The sequence below is a fragment of the Thiobacillus denitrificans DSM 12475 genome, assembly GCF_000376425.1.
In the GTDB taxonomy this organism is placed as follows: domain Bacteria; phylum Pseudomonadota; class Gammaproteobacteria; order Burkholderiales; family Thiobacillaceae; genus Thiobacillus; species Thiobacillus denitrificans.
Window position 1 is genome coordinate 66,834 of the sequence record NZ_AQWL01000010.1, and the last position, 21,262, is coordinate 88,095.

Sequence of the window (21,262 nt, forward strand, 5' to 3'; positions counted from 1 at the left end):
TTTATGGTGTAGGGAGATGTTAGGTATATTGGCCTGATGGCACGGATTGGCGATCTTCATGATCGCGGTCTGGATCTTTGGGTAAGCGGTAGTACCCGGGCGGAGACATCCCCGCCCGGTTGAGAAACTGAGACCATGAGACTTGATGATGTCCGACACGGACAATAAGGAAGCCACGACGCTTTCCCGGCAGCATGTTGCGGCCTACCTGCAACACCTCGCGGCCGAGAGGCGGCTTTCTCCGAACACGCTTGAAAGTTACCAGCGGGACCTTCTTTTTTTGCTCCAGGCGACTGAAGAATGCGGGAAAGCACTGGCTGACGCAGTGGCATCCGATGTGCGGGACGCGATCGTCAAGCTCAGGAAGAAAAGTCTGTCGCCGGCGAGCGTGGCAAGACATATATCAAGCTGGCGAGGATTCTATTCATACGCCATCCAGAGATTCGGGTACCTGAACAACCCGTGTGTCGGGCAAAAAGGTCCGAAGGTAAAGCGGGCCCTTCCCAAGACGCTTTCACCCGATAGTTGCGCCCAACTCCTCGATGGCAAGAAGGAACAGGATATTGACTCGAATGTCTTGCTGGCACGTGACCACGCCATGTTCGAACTGCTTTATTCCTCAGGCTTGCGAGTGTCCGAGCTGACGGGCATGGATTTCATCGATATTGATCTGAAAGCAGGAGAGGCGCGGGTTACCGGCAAGGGCAGCAAAACGCGCGTGGTGCCGGTAGGCAGGCAAGCGTGTAAAGCGATCAAGACCTGGTTGAGCTGGCGCCAGACACTCCTTGGCGGGAACGATACTCCGGCATTGTTCCTCAGCAGCTGGGGGAGACGCCTTTCGGTGCGAAGCGTACAGATGCGCCTCGATCACTGGGTCTCGCAGTCCGGGCTGGGGCAATCGGTACACCCGCACATGCTCCGCCACGCCTTTGCCAGCCATATGCTTCAATCGTCAGGTGATCTCCGGGCGGTTCAGGAGATGCTCGGCCACGCCAACATCACCACCACCCAGATCTATACCCACTTGGACTGGCAACACTTGGCGAAGGTATATGACTCGGCTCACCCCAGGGCCAGACGCAGCAAACCAGTGGGCGACACCGAGAATTCCTAGCCATATAGTCATTCGCCACAGCAATTGCAAAAATAAATTAAAGTAGTAACATTTCTACATAATGTTTGCTTTGAGGTGACACCATGTCCATCACGACCCTATCGAGCCGCGAGTTTAACCAGGATGCTAGCCGGGCCAAGAAGGCTGCGAAGCATGGCCCAGTATTCATCACGGATCGCGGCAAACCTGCGCATGTGCTGCTGTGCATTGAGGAGTACCAGCGGATAACGGGTGGCCATCAGAAGATTGCCGATCTGCTGGCGATGCCGGGTATCGAGGACGTTGAATTCGAGATTCCGCAACTGCGGGATATCGCTCGGCCAGCGGAACTCGCCTGATGTTCCTCCTCGATACCAATGTGGTATCGGAACTTCGCAAAATTCGCCTTGGTAAGGCCGATGCGCACGTTGCCAGATGGGCCGATAGTGTCGAAGCCGTAGATCTTTATCTGTCAGTGATCACGATCCAGGAACTGGAGATCGGTGTGTTGCTTGCAGAGCGGCGGGATGCGGCGCAAGGTGAAGTTTTCCGGGCATGGCTGGGTAGCCACGTCATGCCAGCTTTCTCAGGTCGTATCTTGCCCATCGATACAGCGGTTGCGCTGTGTAGTGCGAGGCTTCATGTACCAGACCCGCGTCCAGTCAGGGATTGCCTGATAGCAGCAACGGCGCTGGTACATGGCATGACCGTCGTAACACGAAACGTGGCCGACTTTGAGTCAACCGGCGTACCGGTTTTGAATCCGTGGACCATTACCGCCTATGAGGCGAATGATGGTGAACTGACCGAGAAACGGTTGACCGAGATTCGGAAGGCGGGCCCTCAAGGAAAAGCGCGCCGGGTCAGAACCCGACTGACTGACGAGAGAAAAAAGTAGTTTGTGAAAGTAGATAAAATCATAATCGTGACTTTTCTCGCTGCTGCGTGTGCAAAGGTATCAGAAGCCACGACAACTCGTGCCGCAACGCATCCGCGAGCAGATGATGCGTTAGATGGGGAGGGTGGTATGCCCTCCTGAGTAACATCGCAGGAGAGCAGGAAAAAGGAGAAAAACATGAAAACTCAAACCCGCCGAATTCTGTTCCCGCTTGGGGGAGCGGCGCTGGGCATGCTTGCCGGTGCCGGTTTTGGCATGGACAAAGGCATCGCTGAAAGTGCGGCCTTCTTCGGCTTTGTAGGTTTAGGCCTGGGCTACGCTCTGCATGACTTCAACTGGAAACGCAACCGCAAAACCGCCCTGGCTCTGCTGCTGACCTTCCTGGCACCGATCATCGGATTTGCCTGGTTGATGGCTCCCCAGGTATTCGGGCTGGCGAGCATTACGCCCGCCAGCCTGGCGCAAGTTGCCGCGATCGCGCTGACTGTCGGCCCGGCCATCGGCGGTCTGCTCGCACTCGTCGTCTACGCTGCTGCAAATACCTTCGGTCTGATCGATGAGAAGCGGGACTGGCCTGCTGACGGGGCGATGGAGGAGGATGAAATTTATCCAAATGGCATATCAAGTGTGGGTGGCCCATATGGTTATGGATACTCCACAAATGGATTCCCCATGTATGACGATGACTGAAGGGTTCATCGCCCAGCCCTATTCTTTCGGTTCTTTCTTTGCCCCATCAGGCCGGTAGCCGACCTTTTCCTGGAACTGCTCCAGGGTAGGTTTTGCTCTTGGCACCTTGATTCCCGCGATTTCATTTGGAAGCGCTTGCTGCAGCGAGAGCCTCATGTCGGCGGTGGCGGCGTCCTCCGCTGTATTCATGAGCTTGTTGTAGATCGCCACACTATGCGATTGGGGCGCGGCATCGCCTGCCTCCCCCTGGTAGCGCAACTCGCCTGATTCCTGTTTCGCCTCGTGGTAGTCCATCGCCATTTGCTGCTTCTCCTTGCCTTGGTCGTGATAGTCCTGGGCTTTGCCCGGCAGATCGCTGTTGGAGTTGGCGGCTGCGGATCCGGCGCCTACTGGCGCGCCTGAATTGGGCACATCCCTGAGATGGCCCGCATGCAGGGCGCGTATCTGATTTGCCAAAGCCGGATCGTCCATCATGGCTTGTGCCAGCGCCTGGACTTCCTCTGGAGTGGAACGCACCGCTGTGCCATCCTGATAAGCAGATGGCAATTGGCCGCCCTGATCGTATCCTATGGTCTTCAGGCCATTGAGCGCCACTTGGTCGCGCTGTCCAGCTGGCGCGGCTTCGACGGCTTCGACCAATGCCAACGCGGCATTCGTATTTCCCGGATCCTTGAGCGGATCGTAACTGACGCCCACTCCGCGGGATGAGCTCTGATTGGCTTGTTGGGTGAGGTCTTCAGCCTGGCGAAATTCAGCTTGCGCCTGGTCGAGGTGCGTGCGCCGGATGCTAAGTGTCGCACCTGTAGTTTGGCTGTCCGCATCCTGGCCAAGCACCGAATGCCGGAAATCGCGGTCTTTCTCCAGCCGATCGAAGAATGCCTGCCTTGCATCGGCATTGCCCAGTACCGCGCTTTTCTCACCAGTGCGGCTTTGCTTCTGGATCCCGGCCGCATATTCCTGTGCAATATCAATTCCACCTTTTAGGCTGCCTGTGACTGCCGCTTTCCCGTTTCTCGAATCCCGCGACTGGATACCCCCCCCGTCGCTGGAAGCCGAATCCTTGATGGTTGCCGGTGTCACGGTCTGGTTGCCACCAAGAGCAATATCGCCACCGGCGTTAGCCCGTACCGAACCTTTCTGCGAAGCTTGATTTTTGGTCGTATAACTGGCGTCGCTCCCTGATTCATCTCCTGAACTTGCAGACGTACCAAATGATCCCGTGAAATCCCCTCCCGAGCTCGATCTGCCGCCAAAGCCACTCTGGTTGGTGGTGGCGAGCGACGACAGATGGGCACGGGCTTTTGACAGAATGCTTTCTTCCGCCTTCCCTGCAGCGATGGTATGGGCTTGCCCGGCCGATGCGTGTTTACCGGCTTGCTTGAGCAGACCGGCGTTCTGACCGGCTGTGACAGAAGCCCCCACCCTCAGGGCATTCATAGGTTGCGCTGCGGTTGATGTTCCATTTCCATAGGACGACATCACCGTACCGTCCGCTCCAACAGCCTGGTCGATCGCGGCACCATGCCGGTTCATCGGCGCGGTATTCCATTGATCCGCACTTCTATTGTTCGCGCTCCAGTTCCCCATGGTGACATTGCCCCATTGGGTGTTGCCAGCGCTGATATTCCCGGTGCCGACCTGCGCACCGGCGGCCTGAGCTGAGGAATTTGCCGGGCTCATGACGCCTGATATGACGCTGGTGAAAGATGCCGCGCTGACATTGGTCAGCATGTAGGCGATGACCGGTACTGAGAGCGTGAGAATACCGGCAACCCCCTGATCGGAAATCATGGAGTGCATCAACGCCTGATGGCTTGCGTAGGAGAGGGGATTCATCCCGTCGACGGCAGCCTTGGCACCGAGCGTCGCGTACCAGCTCGTGAAGAAATTCAGCGCTGCGTAAACCGGCGCCCAGAGGTTGATCCATAACAAGGCCATGAGATAGGTTTTGAGAACCAGGCCACCCTTTGATCCAGCCACAATGATCAGGAGCATGACGATGGGAAACAGCGCCAGAATCACGATATGGATGGCGTTTCGGATCAGGGGCATGGACGACTCGGCGATCTTGGCCATGGTCCGATAGCTGCTGTTTGCGCTGGCGGATGCCATCGCCGTCGATAGCGCGACCTGCGCCGATGTCGTATCACCGATCATCTGTGGCACGAAAACCGTCGAGTCCGCGATCAGGTTGATCATCGCCGCCTGCTTGATGGATTCCTGCGCGGTTTGACTCACCCCGAAAATAAAGTTGTCTACGGCAGGTAATTGAGCGGCCACCAGTGCGGAGGCAGCTGCAGAGGTGGGCGAGCTCGGGTTGAGCATCCTACCCAGGCGGGGCAGGATGTCATTTGAAACATGCGGGTTGATCTGGGCATCAATGTAAGACCAGGCCTGATCACAGCCGACGACCTTGTAGACGCCTGCAGCGTTGTCATAAACCTGAACCAGCAGTCCGGGGTTCATCTGGGGGGCGATGTCTGCCCAGATGTCGCCAGACTTCATGATCTGATCGAAAAAAGGCCCGTTGTTGTTCAGTTCCGGATAAACACAATCCTTGGTCAGGTTGGTCAGGGAGCTGACCAGATTGGGATCGTAGAAGCGCACGCTCTGTCTATCCTTGATGGCACGCGATCCGAACATGAAGCCGGTCTTCTCAAAGGAAATATCGCCAGGAAGCGCAAATACCGTTTCGCTGACTTTGGTGAGCCAATAGCCGATGTGGCTTTCCGCACTGGCAAAAACCGCGAGCCCCAGAGGGACGTTGGCCACTGTATACGTACCGGAACCACCAGCCACGTCGACCACAACCACGTCTTTCTTGGGCAAGAAGAGGCCCACATACCAGATGGCCAGCATCAGCATATAGATTGCTGCATCCTCGCCGCGTGCCTTCACGAACGTCGTGGCGACGGCAACGAACAACCCGAATATCGCGAAGACTTTCATCAAGCCGGTGTAGTCGCTCATCGAGGTGAGCATCGCTACAGCGTCGAGCACGTACTTGATCTGCTGGGCGTCCCAATAGGCGTAGATCGTATCCATGCCTGATCAGCGGCTGCCGAATTCGATATTGGAGGTCAGGCGCGGGCCAAGGCTGGTGTACATCTGACGCTGGAAGTCCATCATCATCGCTACATTGCCCATCTTCTTGGAGATGTCTTCCTGCTTGAGACCGTAGATCTTGATGGCCGTGTTCTTGATTTCGGCCAGTTTCCCCTGGAAGTCGTCTATCGCCTTGACATCGGCCTTAACCGAAACTGTTTTGGTCTTGTTGAGCGCATCATCGACCTCGCGGCTGATGTCCTGCATTTGGCGGAATGCGATTTCAGTAGCGATCGCTTCCGAGAAGCCATCAATGATGCGATCGGCAACAATCGTCGAGCCACGGCCGCTGTGGATGGACTGGGCGATCATCTGATAAATCGGCGTGCTGGTCATGGCGATCACCTGTAACGCTTTCGGGTCCGTCAGCGCTGTTCTGGTGACAATGGCATCCTTCAGCTTATTCAGCTGCTCATACACGATTGCCGTCATCCCCACGGTTGTACGCGGTGTTCCTTCGTCCGTTGCCGAGGCATAGGGAAGACAATCGGAACCGGACGGGCACTCACGGACCCTCATGGTGTGCGTGCCGGACAACGGCCCCAGAAAATCCTCCCACGTGATGGTTGGCTTGAAATATTCCGTGGTGAAGCCGCTGGCGATGTCGCTGCTATTCCTGATAAAGGTGATAGTCCCGAAGAGCGAAATGTACAGTTCGATTTCTTCATTGGAATACCCGCCCGCACGTTCAAGGGCGTCGTAAACGAGGTTGAAATCCGATTTCAGTACCGGTTTCCCCGCGCTGTCCAGGCAAAGCGCGGCATTCACGGTGCATGCCGCGTCGTAGGCGGCTTTCGTATTCGCTGGACTGGTTTGAGTATCTTCCTTGGCATTGAAGAACGATCCATAGGAGCCGGTGAGGGCCGAGCCGAAGACCTGGGCACGCTGCTCCATATCCATGTTCCGGGTATCCGGCGTGGTACCGACATACTGTTTGATCGCCTGGCAACTGCCAATCTGGAACTGGTTGAGCTGATTCATCGTCTTTGAGAGATCGGTCAGCAGTCCATCAATCTCGGGTGCCATGGTTTTGAGAGCAAGTTGGAAGAAGTAGCCCACGGCGTTCTGCCCGATGTTTCTCAGCGCATTAACGAACGCATCCATGTTGACGAAGCCATAGGCTCCGAGCCAGGCGTCGATCCCGCCACAGCCCGCTTTGTAGCCTGGCGGGGAGAAACTGAAGAGATTGGTGGCGCGCTGAGGCGCGCGGTAAGAGAAGCCCCCCAGCGCCATCGTCGTTTGTCCCTGCGACTCATACACAGCGGAAGGCGTGACATTCATCGCCGCCCCTGCTGAATTGAAGTAGTCGTTCATCCAGTCCGACCCGGCCGCGATCGAGGTCGTGGCAGGAACGGCCAGTCCCAGGCTCAGGGCCAGCATGAGAGTGACGGGCTTCAGACGTGTGCTGATTTTCATGATGGACTCCTTGTTCAGAACTCTTGGCCGGGCTGCGTGCGGGTCAACACGCGGAGACGCTCGACAATTTCATCAATCGCCAGCGCGCCGCTTCCGATCGGCACGGCCTGCCGGGTTTCCCGGTGAACGAGAAACAGCGCAGGCACCATCTGGATGCCCTGGCCATTGCTCACGGTCATCGAGATGCCGTTATCGCGCCTGGCATCAGGGAATTGGGGGAGGATTCCACCATCCATGCTGACGCCCATCACGGGCAAGCCATAATTTCGCTCCAGCAGGCGCAACACCGGCGCCTGCTGATGGCAGTAGGGGCAGTCAGATCGGAAGAAAAACATCAGGCCGTAGTCTCGCGACAGCTCGGCCAGAGTCTGCTCCTGCGCTTCACGCCGCATATCCTTCTTGTTGAGCTGGGCGAAGGTGGCCGTCGGTGACCGGTTGTTGTAATCAACCGATGGTGTGGCCCATACCACGCGGCGTGCGGTATCGGCGAAGACCGAACTCTTGTCCATCACATAGGTCTGCGCTTCAAGGTAACTGCGCACGTTCGCTTGGGTGGGCTGCATGATTGCCAGGTCTTTTAGCCTGGCCAACTCCTTCTGCAGATCCTCCATCGTTGTCATTGCCTTGATGGACTTCGGCTTGGCATCAGCCTTCTTGTCCTTCTTCACCGGTGGTGCATCCGGCGGATACCAGTTGAACCCGCGCTCCGGGTTTTGCCACGGTGTATCGTCCCACCAGCCTTTACTTGCAGGGCCCGAGTCGGCGATAGCAAACACTGCCTGGCTTATCAACAATGCCACTGCAGCAAGCAGGGCAATCGGTCGCTTCAACGCGCCTCTCCCGTCCCGACAGGCGAGACCTGTGGCGGCTGGCCATCCCTGCATAGATTGAGTTCGTAGAACATGCTGAACGGCTCCATCGTGCCATTCACCGTTCTCATTTTGTGGTCTGGCATGCCGAGCACCAGCCTCAACCGCTTACAGCCGGGCCGGATAACCTGCACAGTCGTTACGGATGCCTTGACCCGCGTGTTCGGAGGTGCCTTCGTGTCGTTCTTAAGCTTCTGAGCCATATCACCGATGAGCCAGGCTTGGGCAGTCCCGTCCCCTGAGTCAATGGCCGCAAGTAACAAGCCTCGCACATTGGCTGTCTCAGGTAGCGTCGGAGCAGCCACGGATTCAAGGCTGGATCCAAGAAGAGTTAGAAGCAGCATTACGATTGTCCGATTCATGTTCTGAGCATGGCTAGTGACAAAGATGACTTCATAATCGCCTTTCATTCCAATCAATCTAAGGCGTGCCGTAGTAGCTGTTGATCTTTGCCGTGGCACGGTCGATCGCGTAATCCGGGATTTTGACGCTGGCCTTCACATCCGCCACCACGCTGGAAAAGTCGATCAAGCTAAAGTCGATGCTCTGGAGTTCAGCGGGGGTTAGGCCACCGCAATCCGGGCTTTGGGGGCTCCCCCAGGATTTGCCAAGCTGAGATCGCCCAGAAGCGGCGATCAATCGTGCGATACGGGAGTTGAAACAGCAGTGCGATTGCTTCTTCTGCACGCAGACACCAAGGACTTTTTGGGAGCAATAGGTACCGACATGAACGCAAAGATTCTGCCCGCGCTTCATGCCAAGAATTTGCTCTTCTTGTTCGCATGAAACGAGCTCCATAATGATGTAGATTGCGATGGCAATCGCAAACGAAGCGGGATCAAAACCGATGAAGAACGTCCCGCTTTCCCCAAGCAGCACGGTTGTTCCGGCTGCAGGGGCGCCGTATCCAACGGTCAGTCCAAAATAGCTGAACGAAGGACTAAAGACCGATGAAGATCCGCTTCCCCCAAGAATTGACTCCATTCCATTTATCAGGAAATTCGGGGCGTCCGATTGGAACAGCGAATCGTAGACTGCTGTAGACCCTAAATATTGGATTGATTCCGTTCCGAAACTCTTCACCAGACTCGCGCCCATGCTGGTCATCATGTCGCTGTTGTTCTGATTGCTCCCCATCGAGTTAGTCTTGCAGCAACTGAAAATCCCGAGCGTCACTCTGCATTTGCTGTTCTTGCCGTTGAACAGCGTCAGGGTGTCCGGATCCATGTAGTTGCCGGCCTGCCGCAGCGCCTCCATACCGGTGATCGCCAGCGCAAAATCACCGTCCGGCGTGTACCCCGCATCAAAACACGTGCCATCAACGCAGTAGGTCTGTCCGCCACAATCCGTGATGGTTTTAGACTCGCCATCCGCCACCTTGCATTGATACGTCTGCTCATAGAGCGAGCACTTGGCTGGATCACCGTCCACATACTCCACGCAGCTTGAGCCGATCTGCGCACAACCCTGCGCAGCTAGAGGCGCGCAATCGTCCACGTAGTTCTGGGAGATGCAGTCGTACTTGCTTTCGTATTTCCAGCAATCGCGAGTCACCGGATAGCCGCTGATCATGCGTGTTTCCGGCCCCTCTATGCAGACCCTGGAATTCTTTGTGCAGGAGCCATCCCCTGCCAGCACCGGAGACGAGAGCAAGGGGAACAGGAGAGTGACGATGAGTAGCCGAGCTATCAGCCGCATCAAGGTAAGCGGCATCATGGAAGCCGGGCCTCCAGCGCCGTACACTGGTTATCCCAGGAGTCCGTTTCTGTGACGATTATCTTCGGCGGCGTGAATGGACCGCCAGTCGCCACAGCCTGATTGCCCCAGCGGCTATCCAGTGCTCTGAAGGTGAAATTACACGTATCTCCGACACACCCTTGGGCATAACCTGGTTCGTATCCGATGTAATTCGTTACGGTGCAAGCTCCCTTCCAGTTGTGAATGCTGGTCAACTCATAATTGACTGGGCCGTAAGAATCGGAACAGTTTCCGTCGCCGTCGCATGTCTGGCCAATTACACCCCAGCCAACTGAATCTGCCACGGTGAATGGCGATTTTGGAACATCCAGGTACCCGATACTGCAAACACCGTGTAGCCCAATCGGAGTGAAACGCAGTCTCAGCATTCCATCCGAACGATTCATGTCGCAGTAGATGTCGACCTGATTTACCCAGCCGTAAACCGGAATACCCAATGAATAGCCGCCATACCATGTCCCTGGTACGCAAGACTCAGATGTCGTAATCGTAACCGTCAAAATTTCATTGCAGGATTCCTCACCTGCCGTCAGGTATTGATTACAGGTTTCCGTCTGGTACTTGTCTGGATCCTTGACCGTCTTTTCTGCGCATCCGGCATAACCCCCGCTCACGATCAGACTGCCGAGATATGTCTCTGCATCGCCCGACACCATGTTGCGTTTGACAACCAGCGGATCGGTAGTGGAATTGAGCGGGAACATCACGTTCTTCTTGCCAGGGTCATTCATAAGCATCCTGACGCCTTCGCACTTCCCGTGGGTATGTGGATCGGGATCTGCCGTTCCTGCGGTGGATGTACAGCCTGTCACCCCCGCGGTGGCTGGCGCCGTCAGGCTACCTGTGCCGCCCATGTAGTAGCTGGAAGCAGGATCGGTGGCCGTATAGTTCGGCACTCCCGTGTTGGAGTCGCTCGCTGTGGTGGTGCTGATCTTGCTCTTGGCTGTTCCAACATTCGCCTTGCCGAAGGTGTTGCCCTCATTGAAGGCATCGTTCGCGGTCATGTCGGCACAGGTCACACTTGAGACCAGACACAGTGGTAGCAGTAAAGCCTTCACGGCCGGTACTCCAGCATGGACAGCCGTGATCGTGCCTCAGCGGCCAGTGGACTGCCGCCTTGTGCCCAGCGCTCAAGCACGTAATCCAGGGTGACATCGCCAGTAGCGCGCAGGCTCTGGGTGCATTCCTTTCTCAGGTTGTTCAGGCAGGCCTCGCCCTGCCGTCCTGTCGTCAGGACAAACGTGGGGGCTTGATCAACCTTGTATGCCCGGAATAAATCGGGGTGGATGATGATGGAAGCACCCGTTTCGGCAATCGGCTTCAGTGCCTCCATCGCACGCGGCCAGTTCCCCTTGGCAAGCCCGCCTTCGACCCCACGCAAGACCAGCACGGCACGCGTGCGCGCGGCTTGTCTGGCCAGATTTATCAGCGCTTTGCCCGGCATGCCCAGAGTGACGAAGATCATGAGATTGTCGTCTTCCGGCTTCTGCGCTGTCTGGTTGAAGCGGGCCGCGATCTGGCCGATGTCCACGCCGGAAGATGGAACCTTGATTTTGGGGAAGGCACGAACCAGGCCATTGCGCGCCGCCTGACTGGCAGCATCGATCGCCTGACTCGACTTCTGCCGCGCCACTGCGTTATCGCCATAGCCATTTGTCTCTGGCAGAGTAGGGGGGTTGTCAGCCGCATACCCAGCGGATGTGGTGGCAACGAACAGAACAAGCAACAGAATTTTCATCACAGGCTTCTTCATCGATCAGAATCCAAAGGCCCCCTGGCAGCAGTCCCGCTTGCGGAAGAGCATGTAAGCGAAATCCTCGCCCTTGTATGGGAACTCCTTTCCTGCGCCTGAAATGACCGTTGTGCGTCCCATGGTTGAACAGCATTTGCCATCCTCTTTTTTGGTGTTGGGGATGGGGTAGGTCATCTGGGTCTTGTAGGCGCGCTTGTCCATGAGCGGAATGGGGTAGTAGCCGCACTGCCCAGACGTTCCGTGCGCGCCCCAGACCAGCAATTCGCGGTGCATCTTGTTGGTCATGCGCTGGGCAATCAGTGTCGAGGCCTGCACGGCGCCGACATGGTTGCCCACCCAGCCATTGAGCGGGTACATGGATCCCTGGCAGCCCGCGCACCAGAAAAGCTCGTTCAGAGGAAAGCCAGCCGTGGCAGCCACGCAATCTGCGGCGCAGGCGGCCTGAGCCAGCGGATTGGCAAACAGCACTGCATCAGGATTGAGGATGAAGGTCAGCTCCGAATCCGCCCACAGCGGATCAAGCTCGGTGAAATACACCAGGTCGAAAACATTCTGTTCCAGACACGGGTTGTCGACGATGACTTCCAGCCAGAACATCAGGGGACTGATGTACCAGTGAGCCTGGTAGAACGATTTACCCCCACGCGCTTGAACATGCGCTGGCGCCGGCACGCCGGGATCAATGGTGATCCCGCCAAGGGAGGGGAAGCAGTAGGGTTTGCGCACCACCTCGACCAGCCGCGCCGGTTCGTAAAAACTGATGCTCAAACCCACCTTGGGCGGACTTGAGCATGCGCACAGCGGGTTGCTCACACCGCTATCAAAATCCTCCTGGCCAAAATCCATGATCGTGGTGCCGCCGACCTTGAGCGGAAACGCGCACGACCAGCAAACATCCGTGATCGGATTCATGAACTTGCCGGTGCAAGTGGTCGTTGCCGCCCATGAACTGGGCGAAACCGCAAAGGCAAGCACCAGAACAGCACGAATGTTCCGGAGCAGCGAGCTCATCAGTTGAACCTTCCCAGCAAGCCCACGGGTTTCTTTGTCTGCTTGATGATCAGGCTTTGCAGCCGGTTGTCGTCCCAGGCCACCACGATCCTGGTGCTGCCACAATGCGGCCTGTCGATATCTGACCATTCAGCAATTTGCAGGGTCAGTCCGGGATCGGTAATACAGGTAAAAGTATTCACGTTCACTCAGCTTTCATTTCGTCGATGCGCAAGCGCCTTTGCGCTACCTCTTGCGACACCAGCGCAGGGACCTGCTTGATCCCGAAGCGCATGACCAGATGCCCGCTCTGGTCGAAGTACACCTGCCGTTTCCACTGTCTGGTGAGCGCCAAGGGTTCACCCGCGACCAGAATCGGCTTCACCGCTCCGTTGAATCGCTTGATAATCTCGGCGGCTTTCTTTACCTGCTTCGGGTCGCTCTGATCGAAGAAAATCAGGTGATTGGAAAGGGGCACATAGTCGAGCGGGTTGACCATGTCACCCGCACGCGCGATGACTTTGCCATCTGGCGTGGTGATGTCGCGCGAGACGCGCCACGACGGATCAAAGTAGAAGGTGCGCGGCTGGCGCGTCTTGACGATGCCCTTCACTGGGTCCGGCCGCTCGATGCTTTGTTTCGATCGCTCGATGGCTTCTCTTTGAAGCTGACCGAGACGACCGTTTTTTTCCATGGACTTGAGCTTGTCCTGTATCGCTTCAAGCATGTCCGGTTCGGTGATGGGATAGGACGGCCCCAAAATCTCCTGAGCCCAGGCCGGATACATGATCAACCCACACAGAATCATCGCCAGAGCCTTCTTGATCATGTCAAAACAGCGGAATCGCACGCCCGGAGGCACGCTCAAGCGGAATCCAGCCCGTCAGCGCAAAGCGCGAATCCAGCGAATCCTTGTGGGGTGCGTAAACATAGAAATGGTTGGCCGGAATCACGCCGGTCGGGCCAAGCGCCAACGGCTCGCCTGTCCGGGTACGCGGCTTGGCGGTGCTCATGAACTCGCCGTTTACGAAAAAATCCCGACCCTCTGAGGTCACGGTGTCGCCCGCAATGCCACGCACCTGTTTCACGAACGAAAGCCCGGCTTTGTATGGACCACCGCCCGCCCAGCGCCAGGCGATGTAATCACCGCGCTTGATACTCAGGTCGCCCTTGATCACCACAAATACCCGGTATGGCAGGCTTTCCGTGACCGTAATCGCCAACGTGAAGAACGCATTGAAGAGCAGGATGGCGCCCACCAGCCCGCTCCAAAACAGCCAGTTGCGTCGGAGATGGGGAATCATCTCGGTGTGCCAGTAAACCAGCCAACGATTCCATAAGTTGCCCGCGCTTGGGGTGACTACAGCCTTCGTCATGGTTTCACTCCGAAGCCTTGAGCCTCAGTCCCTGTCGACATGCCGAGCATCGCTTTCAAACGCGGCGTCAGGTCATCGGCCGGCCCCGCGATCACCGCCGACTTCACCATGATGGTGCAGCCGCATTCCTTCTGCAGCCTGTCCACTGCGTGTTCGATCGTAGGGCCGATCCTGCTGACAAGCAGGTAAGCAGCCTTCCGGTCCTCGTCGCTGACGTTCGGCCGGGAGAGCAAAGTGGTGAATTCGGTTTCCTTGATTTTGACGACACTGGCGAGGTCTACCACCGCGAATCCCGCGGTCGGTTTCGCCAGCCAGAAGTGGTATGCCGCAAGCGTCACTGTTGTGACAAGAAATCCCATCAACAGCGAAATCCAGCTCATCATAAGAAAATCACACCCCATCTCAGGCTGAGCCACAGCCTGATCTTCCGTAGCCGATACTTCAGCAGAATTACTCCCGGCCCTTGTAATCTCGGTCATATCGCCGCCTTCCGATCCTGCAGAACGGCATCGACCGCATCGGCCATGGACAAGCCAGTTTCGAGCTTCTGCCGCACGGCTGAGAAATCGCGTGCGTTGGCCGAACCCATGAGTTGGGAGTAGGGGTCAAGCAGTAGCATCCCGACCCCGTAACCAGCCTGGCCACAGGAGACGAACACTTCCGAATAGTTGCCCTGTTCGGTGCGCAAGCTGCTGACGAGGTGAGCCATGTGCGGCGTGAAGGCCAGTTTCTCTTCGAGCTTGGCAATGGACTCCTGCTTCTGCCTGAGCATGAACAGCCAGTCAGCGTTTTCCAGTGCGGCCTGTGAGGCTGCGCTACGGTAGTAGTCGTTGATGCCCTGCGTGCCCGTCAGGAAGGCACCACCGTATTTCCGGGCGCGGCGGTAGCCCGCCTCGATGAAGTCACCCGTCTGACCGCCCGTGAGCAAATCCCAGGCTTCATCCAGGATCACCACCTTGGGCTGTTCGCGCGGCGCCAGGTACATTTCCTGGGTGATGCGGTACATCAGGATGAAGAGGGCCACCGACTGCAGGTCTTTCTTGGATTTCAACTCTTCCAACTCCAGAACAACCAGATTGGAATTGAAATTGACCGTGTGCTGGCCTTCAAAGTAATGGCCGTAGCTGCCCAGCGAGGTGTAGGAAGTCAGCTGCACCGCCAGATCGCGGATGCGTGGATCGCAGGCCTCTTCCTCGCCATGCTCAAGCGTGCCGCCATCGTGACAGGCGAGCTTCAGCTTCTCCGCAAGAAGGTCGATACTCGATCGCGGTCCGCGCTCTTCCCAAAGTCCTCGAATCGCCAGTTCGAGCTGGGACAGTTCGTAATCTGACAGTCGGCGTCCAGGGGAGATCATCTGGGCGATCAACGGCTTCAACATCTCCATGTCTTCGTCGATTTCGTTCACCATGGTGAACGGATTGAGGACGACATTCGCTTCCTTGGTGAACTCGATGTATTGACCGCCGAGCGCGTGACACAGCTTCTCGTAGGAACGGCCCACGTCGATAATCCAGACCTTCGCCCCCATCGCCAGATAGCGTTCGGCAAGTTCGTTCAGGAATGCGGATTTGCCAGACCCGGACGTGCCCACCACGCAACCGTTGTAGTTGCCAGACGGGTTGTCGAACAGATTCACGCCTATGGTCTGGCCATTACGCCCCGTGAAGGTCAGCACCGGAGCCCCGACACCGCGCCATTCGCCCAGAACAGGCGACAGATTGGCCGCGTTGGCGGTCGTTTTGGTGGAAAACCGCTGCGCGATCTTGATGTCGCGTTGCAGGGAGGGACCGAGTGCCATCGGCAGCGAGGACATCAGCGCCTGGGTCTGCATATAGGTGTCGGGGCTCAGTGCGAAGCCCAGGCTGCGCCAGATGGCTCTGGCCGCCTCGTCCGCTTCGGCTACGGCATCCGGACTGGGGAAAAGCAGCACCTGATGGTACAGACGCAATGCACCTCCCCCCTCGTCGTAGGCGTTCTGCAACAATTTCCAGTCCGCCGCCCGCTTGCTCACGTCCGGTAGCGCTTTCCCCATCGGACTTTCCGAAACCTGAATCGCCCGAGCCGTTTTCATCTGCGTCAGATTCTTGTGCTCGTCGTAATTCAGAATCTGCACCCCCATGGTGATGAGGAAGGGGCAGGGGTAGCCCATGGATCCCTTATTGGCGTCTCCCAGCATGCTGGCGACTTGATGCAGGTCGAACTGCTTCGGATAACCTTGCGCCGAATGCGCTCGTACGCAGACTGCATCCCCGTTTGGCGAGCGCAGGGTGATGCCGAGCCTGCCCACCGAGGCCACGGTGTCACGGGTAATCATCTGGTAGCGCAATGCCTGTCCGTCGTCATAGCAGACCGGATCGGCTGAATGTTGTGCGGGACTCAGCATGGTGCGCACCCAGGCCATGAGATCCTCCGCCCCCCAGACCCGCTCGAACTGGTAATACGTCTTGAGTTTGGATACCTGGGCATCGCGCAAGGCGATGATGCGTTCCAGCGTGCGGTATTCCACATCCTTTACCGGCATCGTGACAGACAGCAGCACCCGGTAGCGTCGCATCACGCTCGGGCGCGAGCTGACGGGCGGAACGAGGGATGCCTTACGGTAATGGGCAGAACGTTCGGCTGTCATGCGCGCGATCAATGACCGCTGGGCGTCGTCCTGCAGCAATTCGGGGCGCACCACCTTCTTAAAATTGTTCAGGAAGGCATCAATGTCCGGGCTTCCCCACAACTGAACCTGCACCCCGGCTCCGGCTGGCATATCCCGATAGATTTCCTGAATCAGGCGCGCCATGTCGTCTGTAGCGCCTGTCTGCGGGTTCATTTCGATGGCGTAGCCAATCGCCTCGATGCTGCCTTCTGCCTCGCCCTCAATGGCGAAAATTTTCTCGGTCTCCCAATACCCCGTCCATGGCAAGAGATCAGAGAAGCGGTTGTAGTTCTGTCGCGTAGTGAAATGGTTCTCGTCCGCCACCGGGGATGGCGTCGCCAGTTCGTCCTCGCGCATCAGCCACGATTTCAGCGTAACAAATGGTTGCGCCAGCGCGGACATCATGGATTGCCGCCCCCCTGAACCGATACGCCGGGCATTGAGCTTGCTGCATCCGGACGTTCCTGATCTGGCTTTTCCTGACCCCTGAGCGGGAACACCGGCTTGTACGCGTCACGAATCTGCTGCTGGTTGGTCTCGATTAACCACTTACCCTGGTGGACCACGGTGTAGAGATAGTGCTGATCATGCAGATCACCTTCCGTATCCTCCCAGGGAGCGATCCACACCCGTAGCATTAACGGGGCCATGCGAATCGGATCGCCGCTGTTCGGCGTCGCCAGGTCGCGTGGGGAGAAGTAGACAGGAGGCGGCATCGTCGCGTCATCCCTTGGATCCTTGCTGCCGGCATCCTGAGATGGTTTATCCTGGGATTTCGGTAGTTGCTGTCCCGGCAAGGCCTCGGCCAGAGAGTTCGCGTAAATGCCGGAAACCGACGTGCAGATCACCCCATCGGGGGCCTTGCAAGCCAGTTCCGATTTAGAGCCAGAGAGTCCGGAGAATGAAGAACAGCCCGCAGCCAGCAAGGTCACGGCGGCGAGCGACAGATACCCGATTTTCATTGTGTACCTCCCTGCATATTGGCCGCGGCAGGCTTCTTCACGGCATCAAGCCAGGTGGAAATCCGCGCGGCAGCCGCAGCCCCCGGCATGGTTCGGCCATCACCGGCCACCAGGAATGGCGTACCGTTGATCCCCAACATCTCAGCCAGAGGCAGCACCGCTTGATGCGGCGCCTGACAACCCTTGGTCTTTTTGGGAACCTTGCCCTCAAGCATCAGCGCGGACCAGGCGGCCGAGCGATCCTTGCTGCACCAGACCGCATCTGCCTTCGCGCGCGAATCAGGATGAAGCTGCTCCAGTGGCATAAGGAAGGTGTAGACCGTCACGTCATCCACTTTCGCCAGCTCCTGCTCCAGCTTCTTGCAGTACGGACAGTCCGGATCTGAGAACACGGCGAGCACCCGCCGACCCTGGCCATGCACGTTCTTGATCGCGTGTTGCAGCGGGAGTGAGGCGAATTCGACGGCAGGTGACGTCGGCTGCGCAGCCTCGGCTTCGGAGGTGATGTCCTCCTGCTTCTCCATGTCGAACATGCGCCCGAAAATGAAATACCGCCCCGACTCTTCCACGAATGCGACATTGCGGCCCATCACGACTTCGTAGATGCCCGGCAGCGGGGTGGTGGAAATCTTTCCGAAGCGTGTCTTCGGGTACATCAGCCGCAGATTGCGCTGGACCGCGACCTGATCGTTCGCACGCGCAGCTTCGCCGGCATCCGTCACGGCCGTAGCTGCGGCTTCAGCAATCACTTTTTGAGAAGGCAGAACGGGGGGGGCTTCTACATCCTGAGCCAGCGTAAATCCTGGCATGCAGGACAGAATCAACAGTTTGGACAGCAGGGTTTTCATTCGGGTTTGGGGTCTCATGTTCTTTACCGCCTCTCGATACTCTGGCCGCGCGTCAGTACCACGTCGACCACGCGGCCGCCGTCCACTTCAATCACCGGAAATACCTGCTCGGCCAGCTTGATGTAATACTTCGATAGCTGTGACATCGCGCTGCCAACGCCGGATGCCAGTCCAGCCTGCAACTCCTTGCCGTCCGTCACCGTGCTGGTGGAACCCAGCGGTGAGGTCGATACAGTGCTCGAAGATTCCTTGAACGCTTGCCCGATGCCTGAGCCAATCCCCGCGAGGAAGGCATTCGCCAGCGCCTGCCCCTGCTTGGAAACCAGCCTTCCGCGCATCCCGGCCTTGCCATCCTCACCGGCTACATACCCTTTAAGCGATACGTCGACTGCCCCGCCTTTCTGGTCGATGCACGACAGACGATCTGTCCTGATATATGCACGCTCAGAAGATATGTCGCCGTAGCCATTGGCCGTGACCACGCAATCCTTCATGTCGGCCATGTAGCGATTGGGCAACTGGGCTAGATCGAGCACTCGCATCAGAATCGGATGAGGATTGTTTTGCGCCTGTCCACCCGTCGGCGCATCCAGACCTGCCAGTAACACCACGCGCATGAACGTCCCGGCAGGAAGATAGTTCTCAGCCGATGTCTTCTCTTCCTTATCTGGGGCGGACGACATGCCAGCGGCTTGTGGCTGCGCCTGCGGTGCGGCAGGCGCAGCCACCGTCGAATTGGAAACTTCGAGCGTGAACGCGCGCTTCACCACGGGCTGCATCGGCGCATTCGGATCCATGCCAGGCTGTGCGAACTGCCCAGGCCTTCCAGGAGGCGGTGGGGGAGGGGGCGGCAATGCCGCCGAACCCATGGGTTGCAGCGGGCGTAAATTGCCTCCGGGCTGATTTACCGCTGCCGGGGGAGGCATCGGCACTTCGTTGATTCCCGCTCCGGCGGTGCCTTGCATGGATCCACCACTGCTTTGTGGGATATTCACCATGTTCTGCTTGATCGCAGCGATTTCCTTATTCAGCGCCTCGATCTTTGATGCTTCGTTCGCCCGCCAAACATCCTTGTCGTTCAGCTGCTGACCAGGAACAGCCATGAGGCTGACCTGTTCAGGCTTGTCCACAGAAGCCAGATCAGTTTTATTACTCCCGGAGTCGGCGAACCATGCCGCAGCCAAGGCCACCCCGACAATCACGGCGCCGACGCCGACCGCCATCATTAGTTGCTTCTTGCGGGCAGGCGACGCCTTGAGGGTGGGTATGATTCGCGCCATTACCGCACCCCCTCGTTCCGTTTCACCACAAAGACCTGGGTGCTGCGACCCGGCTCAACGGTCAAGTCGCGCACCGACACGGCCAACACGCCCTTTTTGTAGAACTCCTGTTCGGCGACCCGAACCGGGGCGTCGCTGATATTGAACAGGCGATACTGTTCACCCACCAGTGAATGTCCGGTGAGAACATGCTCCAGCGCAAAACGGGAGCCTTTCCAGAGGCGGATTTCCTCCCAGGTCTTCTTTACCTCCAGGCCTTCAGGCAAACCTTCACCTGCCAATGCCTGAATCATTTTCTTGATCGCCTGCTGGTAACTGGCGGCACGTTCAATCTCGCCTGGCTTTGCTGCAACAGAAGCAGGGGCAGCCGCTTCCTTGATCACGATGGTTTCCCCTGGGATATCCTGGGGCTGCAACACCAGCGTGTAGGTTCTCCCGCTTTGACTGAACACAAACACTCCGAACGGATCCTTGGCCAATGGCTGAATCAGGGCCTGCCCGGTGGTGGCGTCCGCACTGCCAGTGAGCATTCCGTCGTCGGCGGACTTGACCAGGCGAACCCGGCCTCCCTCGATCGAGATGCGGTTCAAGTCTCTCAGACTCACCTTGACGAACAGGGTCTTGCCCTCGACGCCTTCCACTACCTGCAGAGCATGAGAGGATGGGACGGCAAATAAGCAAAAAAGGCTAAGGCTAAGGAGCAGTGATTTCTTCAAACGGTCGGGCAGCATTCTTACCTTCTCTCATACCGGTCAGCAGCACACGGCCGCCGCGTTGGCCAAACTCAAATACGTAGGTTTTGTTCACCTGTGATGTTTTGCTGTCTCCCAGATAGGTGTTGAGCACACCCTGAACAGCGATTCGTTGTTTTGCCTCGTCCGGCATGACCATCGCGATCGCCATGAACGTGCTGGCGTTATCCGCCTTGATCTTTTGGGCATAAGCGCCGGCTTCGATTTCCAGCTTCCCGTAGAAGCGGGGGTCGATATAGGACTTGAGTGTGCGGTGATTAAAGTCCACGTTCTGCGGTGTCACATCGAAGTAGAGTTGGGCCAGAAACACGCCCATCTCGATCAGATATTCTTTGGAAACCTTGTCATCCTCGATCCAGAATGTTGTGTGGATCGTCGGTGGAACCAGTGTTTCGCGGTGTGTGTCGCCTCGCGTAAGGAAGGCGATCAACATCAGTAGCAATGCGATCTGCGACAGGGCGAACATCATCACAGCCCATCTGCGCACCCCGAGAGTGACGGCCACTTGGCCGCTCAGTTTGTCTATTCTCATCAGCCAATGAACTCTCGTATGCTCGAAGGCGGTGTTGCCTTCATTCCCAGACTGACGGGTAGATGCCAATACAGCAGGTGCATGCCATAAGCTCTGTGCTGGCCGAATTTGGCTTTGCGGTAAAGCCAGGCCATCACCAACCCGAACACCGTGAAGCTCACGAGCCAGCCTGTAATGAGGCCGAATACAAAGAAGGACATGAACAGCATGGCCACATCGAAATCCCACCACATGAACTTGGGAGGGTCGTCCAGGCGGGTCGGGATCGTTGGCGAATCTTGATTGGCCATGCT

The 21,262-nt window shown here is 57.4% G+C and carries 23 protein-coding genes; 4 read left to right on the plus strand and 19 right to left on the minus strand.

Features of this window, described 5'->3' with window-relative positions; genetic code table 11:
- Positions 1 to 145: 145 nt before the first annotated feature.
- The 4 genes from xerC to B059_RS0114610 all read left to right on the plus strand — a co-directional run bounded on the left by xerC (position 146) and on the right by B059_RS0114610 (position 2,681).
- Positions 146 to 1,114, plus strand: coding sequence for a tyrosine recombinase XerC (gene xerC, locus B059_RS0114595; protein WP_018078993.1), 969 nt, complete (start codon positions 146 to 148; stop codon positions 1,112 to 1,114).
- 83 nt (positions 1,115 to 1,197) lie between these two features.
- Complete coding sequence (locus B059_RS0114600) at positions 1,198 to 1,452, plus strand: type II toxin-antitoxin system Phd/YefM family antitoxin (RefSeq protein WP_018078994.1); 255 nt, start codon at positions 1,198 to 1,200, stop codon at positions 1,450 to 1,452.
- Positions 1,452 to 1,991, plus strand: coding sequence for a type II toxin-antitoxin system VapC family toxin (locus B059_RS19220; RefSeq protein ID WP_018078995.1), 540 nt, complete (start codon positions 1,452 to 1,454; stop codon positions 1,989 to 1,991). The genes B059_RS0114600 and B059_RS19220 overlap by 1 nt, the downstream gene beginning before the upstream one ends.
- 177 nt (positions 1,992 to 2,168) lie before the next feature.
- Complete coding sequence (locus B059_RS0114610) at positions 2,169 to 2,681, plus strand: hypothetical protein (protein ID WP_018078996.1); 513 nt, start codon at positions 2,169 to 2,171, stop codon at positions 2,679 to 2,681.
- Between the two features lie 18 nt (positions 2,682 to 2,699).
- On the opposite strand, the gene B059_RS0114615 is transcribed toward B059_RS0114610, so the two are convergent.
- Genes B059_RS0114615 through traL form a run of 19 tightly spaced genes read right to left on the minus strand, consistent with a single transcriptional unit; the run spans position 2,700 to position 21,259 of the window.
- On the minus strand, positions 2,700 to 5,726 hold the full coding sequence (locus B059_RS0114615; protein WP_018078997.1) for a conjugal transfer protein TraG N-terminal domain-containing protein: 3,027 nt from the start codon (positions 5,724 to 5,726) through the stop codon (positions 2,700 to 2,702).
- Positions 5,727 to 5,732: 6 nt separating this feature from the next.
- On the minus strand, positions 5,733 to 7,202 hold the full coding sequence (locus B059_RS0114620; protein WP_018078998.1) for a conjugal transfer protein TraH: 1,470 nt from the start codon (positions 7,200 to 7,202) through the stop codon (positions 5,733 to 5,735).
- Between the two features lie 14 nt (positions 7,203 to 7,216).
- Entirely contained in the window at positions 7,217 to 8,032 is an 816-nt protein-coding gene (locus B059_RS19225; protein ID WP_157273723.1) for a conjugal transfer protein TraF, read from the minus strand.
- Complete coding sequence (locus B059_RS0114630) at positions 8,029 to 8,481, minus strand: hypothetical protein (RefSeq protein ID WP_018079000.1); 453 nt, start codon at positions 8,479 to 8,481, stop codon at positions 8,029 to 8,031. The genes B059_RS19225 and B059_RS0114630 overlap by 4 nt, the downstream gene beginning before the upstream one ends.
- Positions 8,482 to 8,491: 10 nt before the next feature.
- Entirely contained in the window at positions 8,492 to 9,787 is a 1,296-nt protein-coding gene (locus B059_RS19230) for a conjugal transfer protein TraN (RefSeq protein WP_051068532.1), read from the minus strand.
- Complete coding sequence (locus B059_RS0114640; protein WP_026177558.1) at positions 9,784 to 10,887, minus strand: hypothetical protein; 1,104 nt, start codon at positions 10,885 to 10,887, stop codon at positions 9,784 to 9,786. Before B059_RS0114640 ends, B059_RS19230 begins: the two co-directional genes overlap by 4 nt.
- Positions 10,884 to 11,567, minus strand: coding sequence for a type-F conjugative transfer system pilin assembly protein TrbC (locus B059_RS19990; RefSeq protein ID WP_157273724.1), 684 nt, complete (start codon positions 11,565 to 11,567; stop codon positions 10,884 to 10,886). The genes B059_RS0114640 and B059_RS19990 overlap by 4 nt, the downstream gene beginning before the upstream one ends.
- 18 nt (positions 11,568 to 11,585) lie before the next feature.
- A complete protein-coding gene (gene traU / locus B059_RS0114650) occupies positions 11,586 to 12,593 on the minus strand; it encodes a conjugal transfer pilus assembly protein TraU (RefSeq protein ID WP_018079002.1) in 1,008 nt (335 codons plus the stop codon).
- Positions 12,593 to 12,781, minus strand: coding sequence for a hypothetical protein (locus tag B059_RS0114655; RefSeq protein ID WP_018079003.1), 189 nt, complete (start codon positions 12,779 to 12,781; stop codon positions 12,593 to 12,595). Before B059_RS0114655 ends, traU begins: the two co-directional genes overlap by 1 nt.
- Positions 12,778 to 13,401 carry a type-F conjugative transfer system protein TraW gene (traW, locus tag B059_RS0114660; protein ID WP_018079004.1) on the minus strand — a complete coding sequence of 208 codons (624 nt, stop codon included), beginning with the start codon at positions 13,399 to 13,401 and terminating at the stop codon, positions 12,778 to 12,780. Before traW ends, B059_RS0114655 begins: the two co-directional genes overlap by 4 nt.
- 1 nt (position 13,402) lies before the next feature.
- Positions 13,403 to 13,948: a S26 family signal peptidase gene (locus tag B059_RS19240; protein ID WP_081601638.1), complete on the minus strand. Its 546-nt coding sequence runs from the start codon at positions 13,946 to 13,948 to the stop codon at positions 13,403 to 13,405.
- Positions 13,945 to 14,427 carry a hypothetical protein gene (locus B059_RS0114670; RefSeq protein WP_018079006.1) on the minus strand — a complete coding sequence of 161 codons (483 nt, stop codon included), beginning with the start codon at positions 14,425 to 14,427 and terminating at the stop codon, positions 13,945 to 13,947. The genes B059_RS19240 and B059_RS0114670 overlap by 4 nt, the downstream gene beginning before the upstream one ends.
- On the minus strand, positions 14,424 to 17,000 hold the full coding sequence (gene traC, locus B059_RS19245; protein WP_018079007.1) for a type IV secretion system protein TraC: 2,577 nt from the start codon (positions 16,998 to 17,000) through the stop codon (positions 14,424 to 14,426). The genes B059_RS0114670 and traC overlap by 4 nt, the downstream gene beginning before the upstream one ends.
- A complete protein-coding gene (gene traV, locus B059_RS19250) occupies positions 16,997 to 17,557 on the minus strand; it encodes a type IV conjugative transfer system lipoprotein TraV (RefSeq protein ID WP_018079008.1) in 561 nt (186 codons plus the stop codon). The genes traC and traV overlap by 4 nt, the downstream gene beginning before the upstream one ends.
- Positions 17,554 to 18,405, minus strand: a complete 852-nt coding sequence (locus tag B059_RS0114685; protein ID WP_018079009.1) for a DsbC family protein — start codon at positions 18,403 to 18,405, stop codon at positions 17,554 to 17,556. Before B059_RS0114685 ends, traV begins: the two co-directional genes overlap by 4 nt.
- A 23-nt stretch (positions 18,406 to 18,428) precedes the next feature.
- Positions 18,429 to 19,631, minus strand: a complete 1,203-nt coding sequence (locus B059_RS19255; protein ID WP_157273725.1) for a TraB/VirB10 family protein — start codon at positions 19,629 to 19,631, stop codon at positions 18,429 to 18,431.
- 53 nt (positions 19,632 to 19,684) lie between these two features.
- On the minus strand, positions 19,685 to 20,416 hold the full coding sequence (locus B059_RS0114695) for a type-F conjugative transfer system secretin TraK (RefSeq protein ID WP_081601639.1): 732 nt from the start codon (positions 20,414 to 20,416) through the stop codon (positions 19,685 to 19,687).
- Positions 20,379 to 20,969: a type IV conjugative transfer system protein TraE gene (traE, locus tag B059_RS0114700; RefSeq protein WP_081601640.1), complete on the minus strand. Its 591-nt coding sequence runs from the start codon at positions 20,967 to 20,969 to the stop codon at positions 20,379 to 20,381. Before traE ends, B059_RS0114695 begins: the two co-directional genes overlap by 38 nt.
- Positions 20,969 to 21,259, minus strand: coding sequence for a type IV conjugative transfer system protein TraL (gene traL, locus B059_RS0114705; RefSeq protein ID WP_018079013.1), 291 nt, complete (start codon positions 21,257 to 21,259; stop codon positions 20,969 to 20,971). Before traL ends, traE begins: the two co-directional genes overlap by 1 nt.
- Between the last annotated feature and the right edge of the window lie 3 nt (positions 21,260 to 21,262).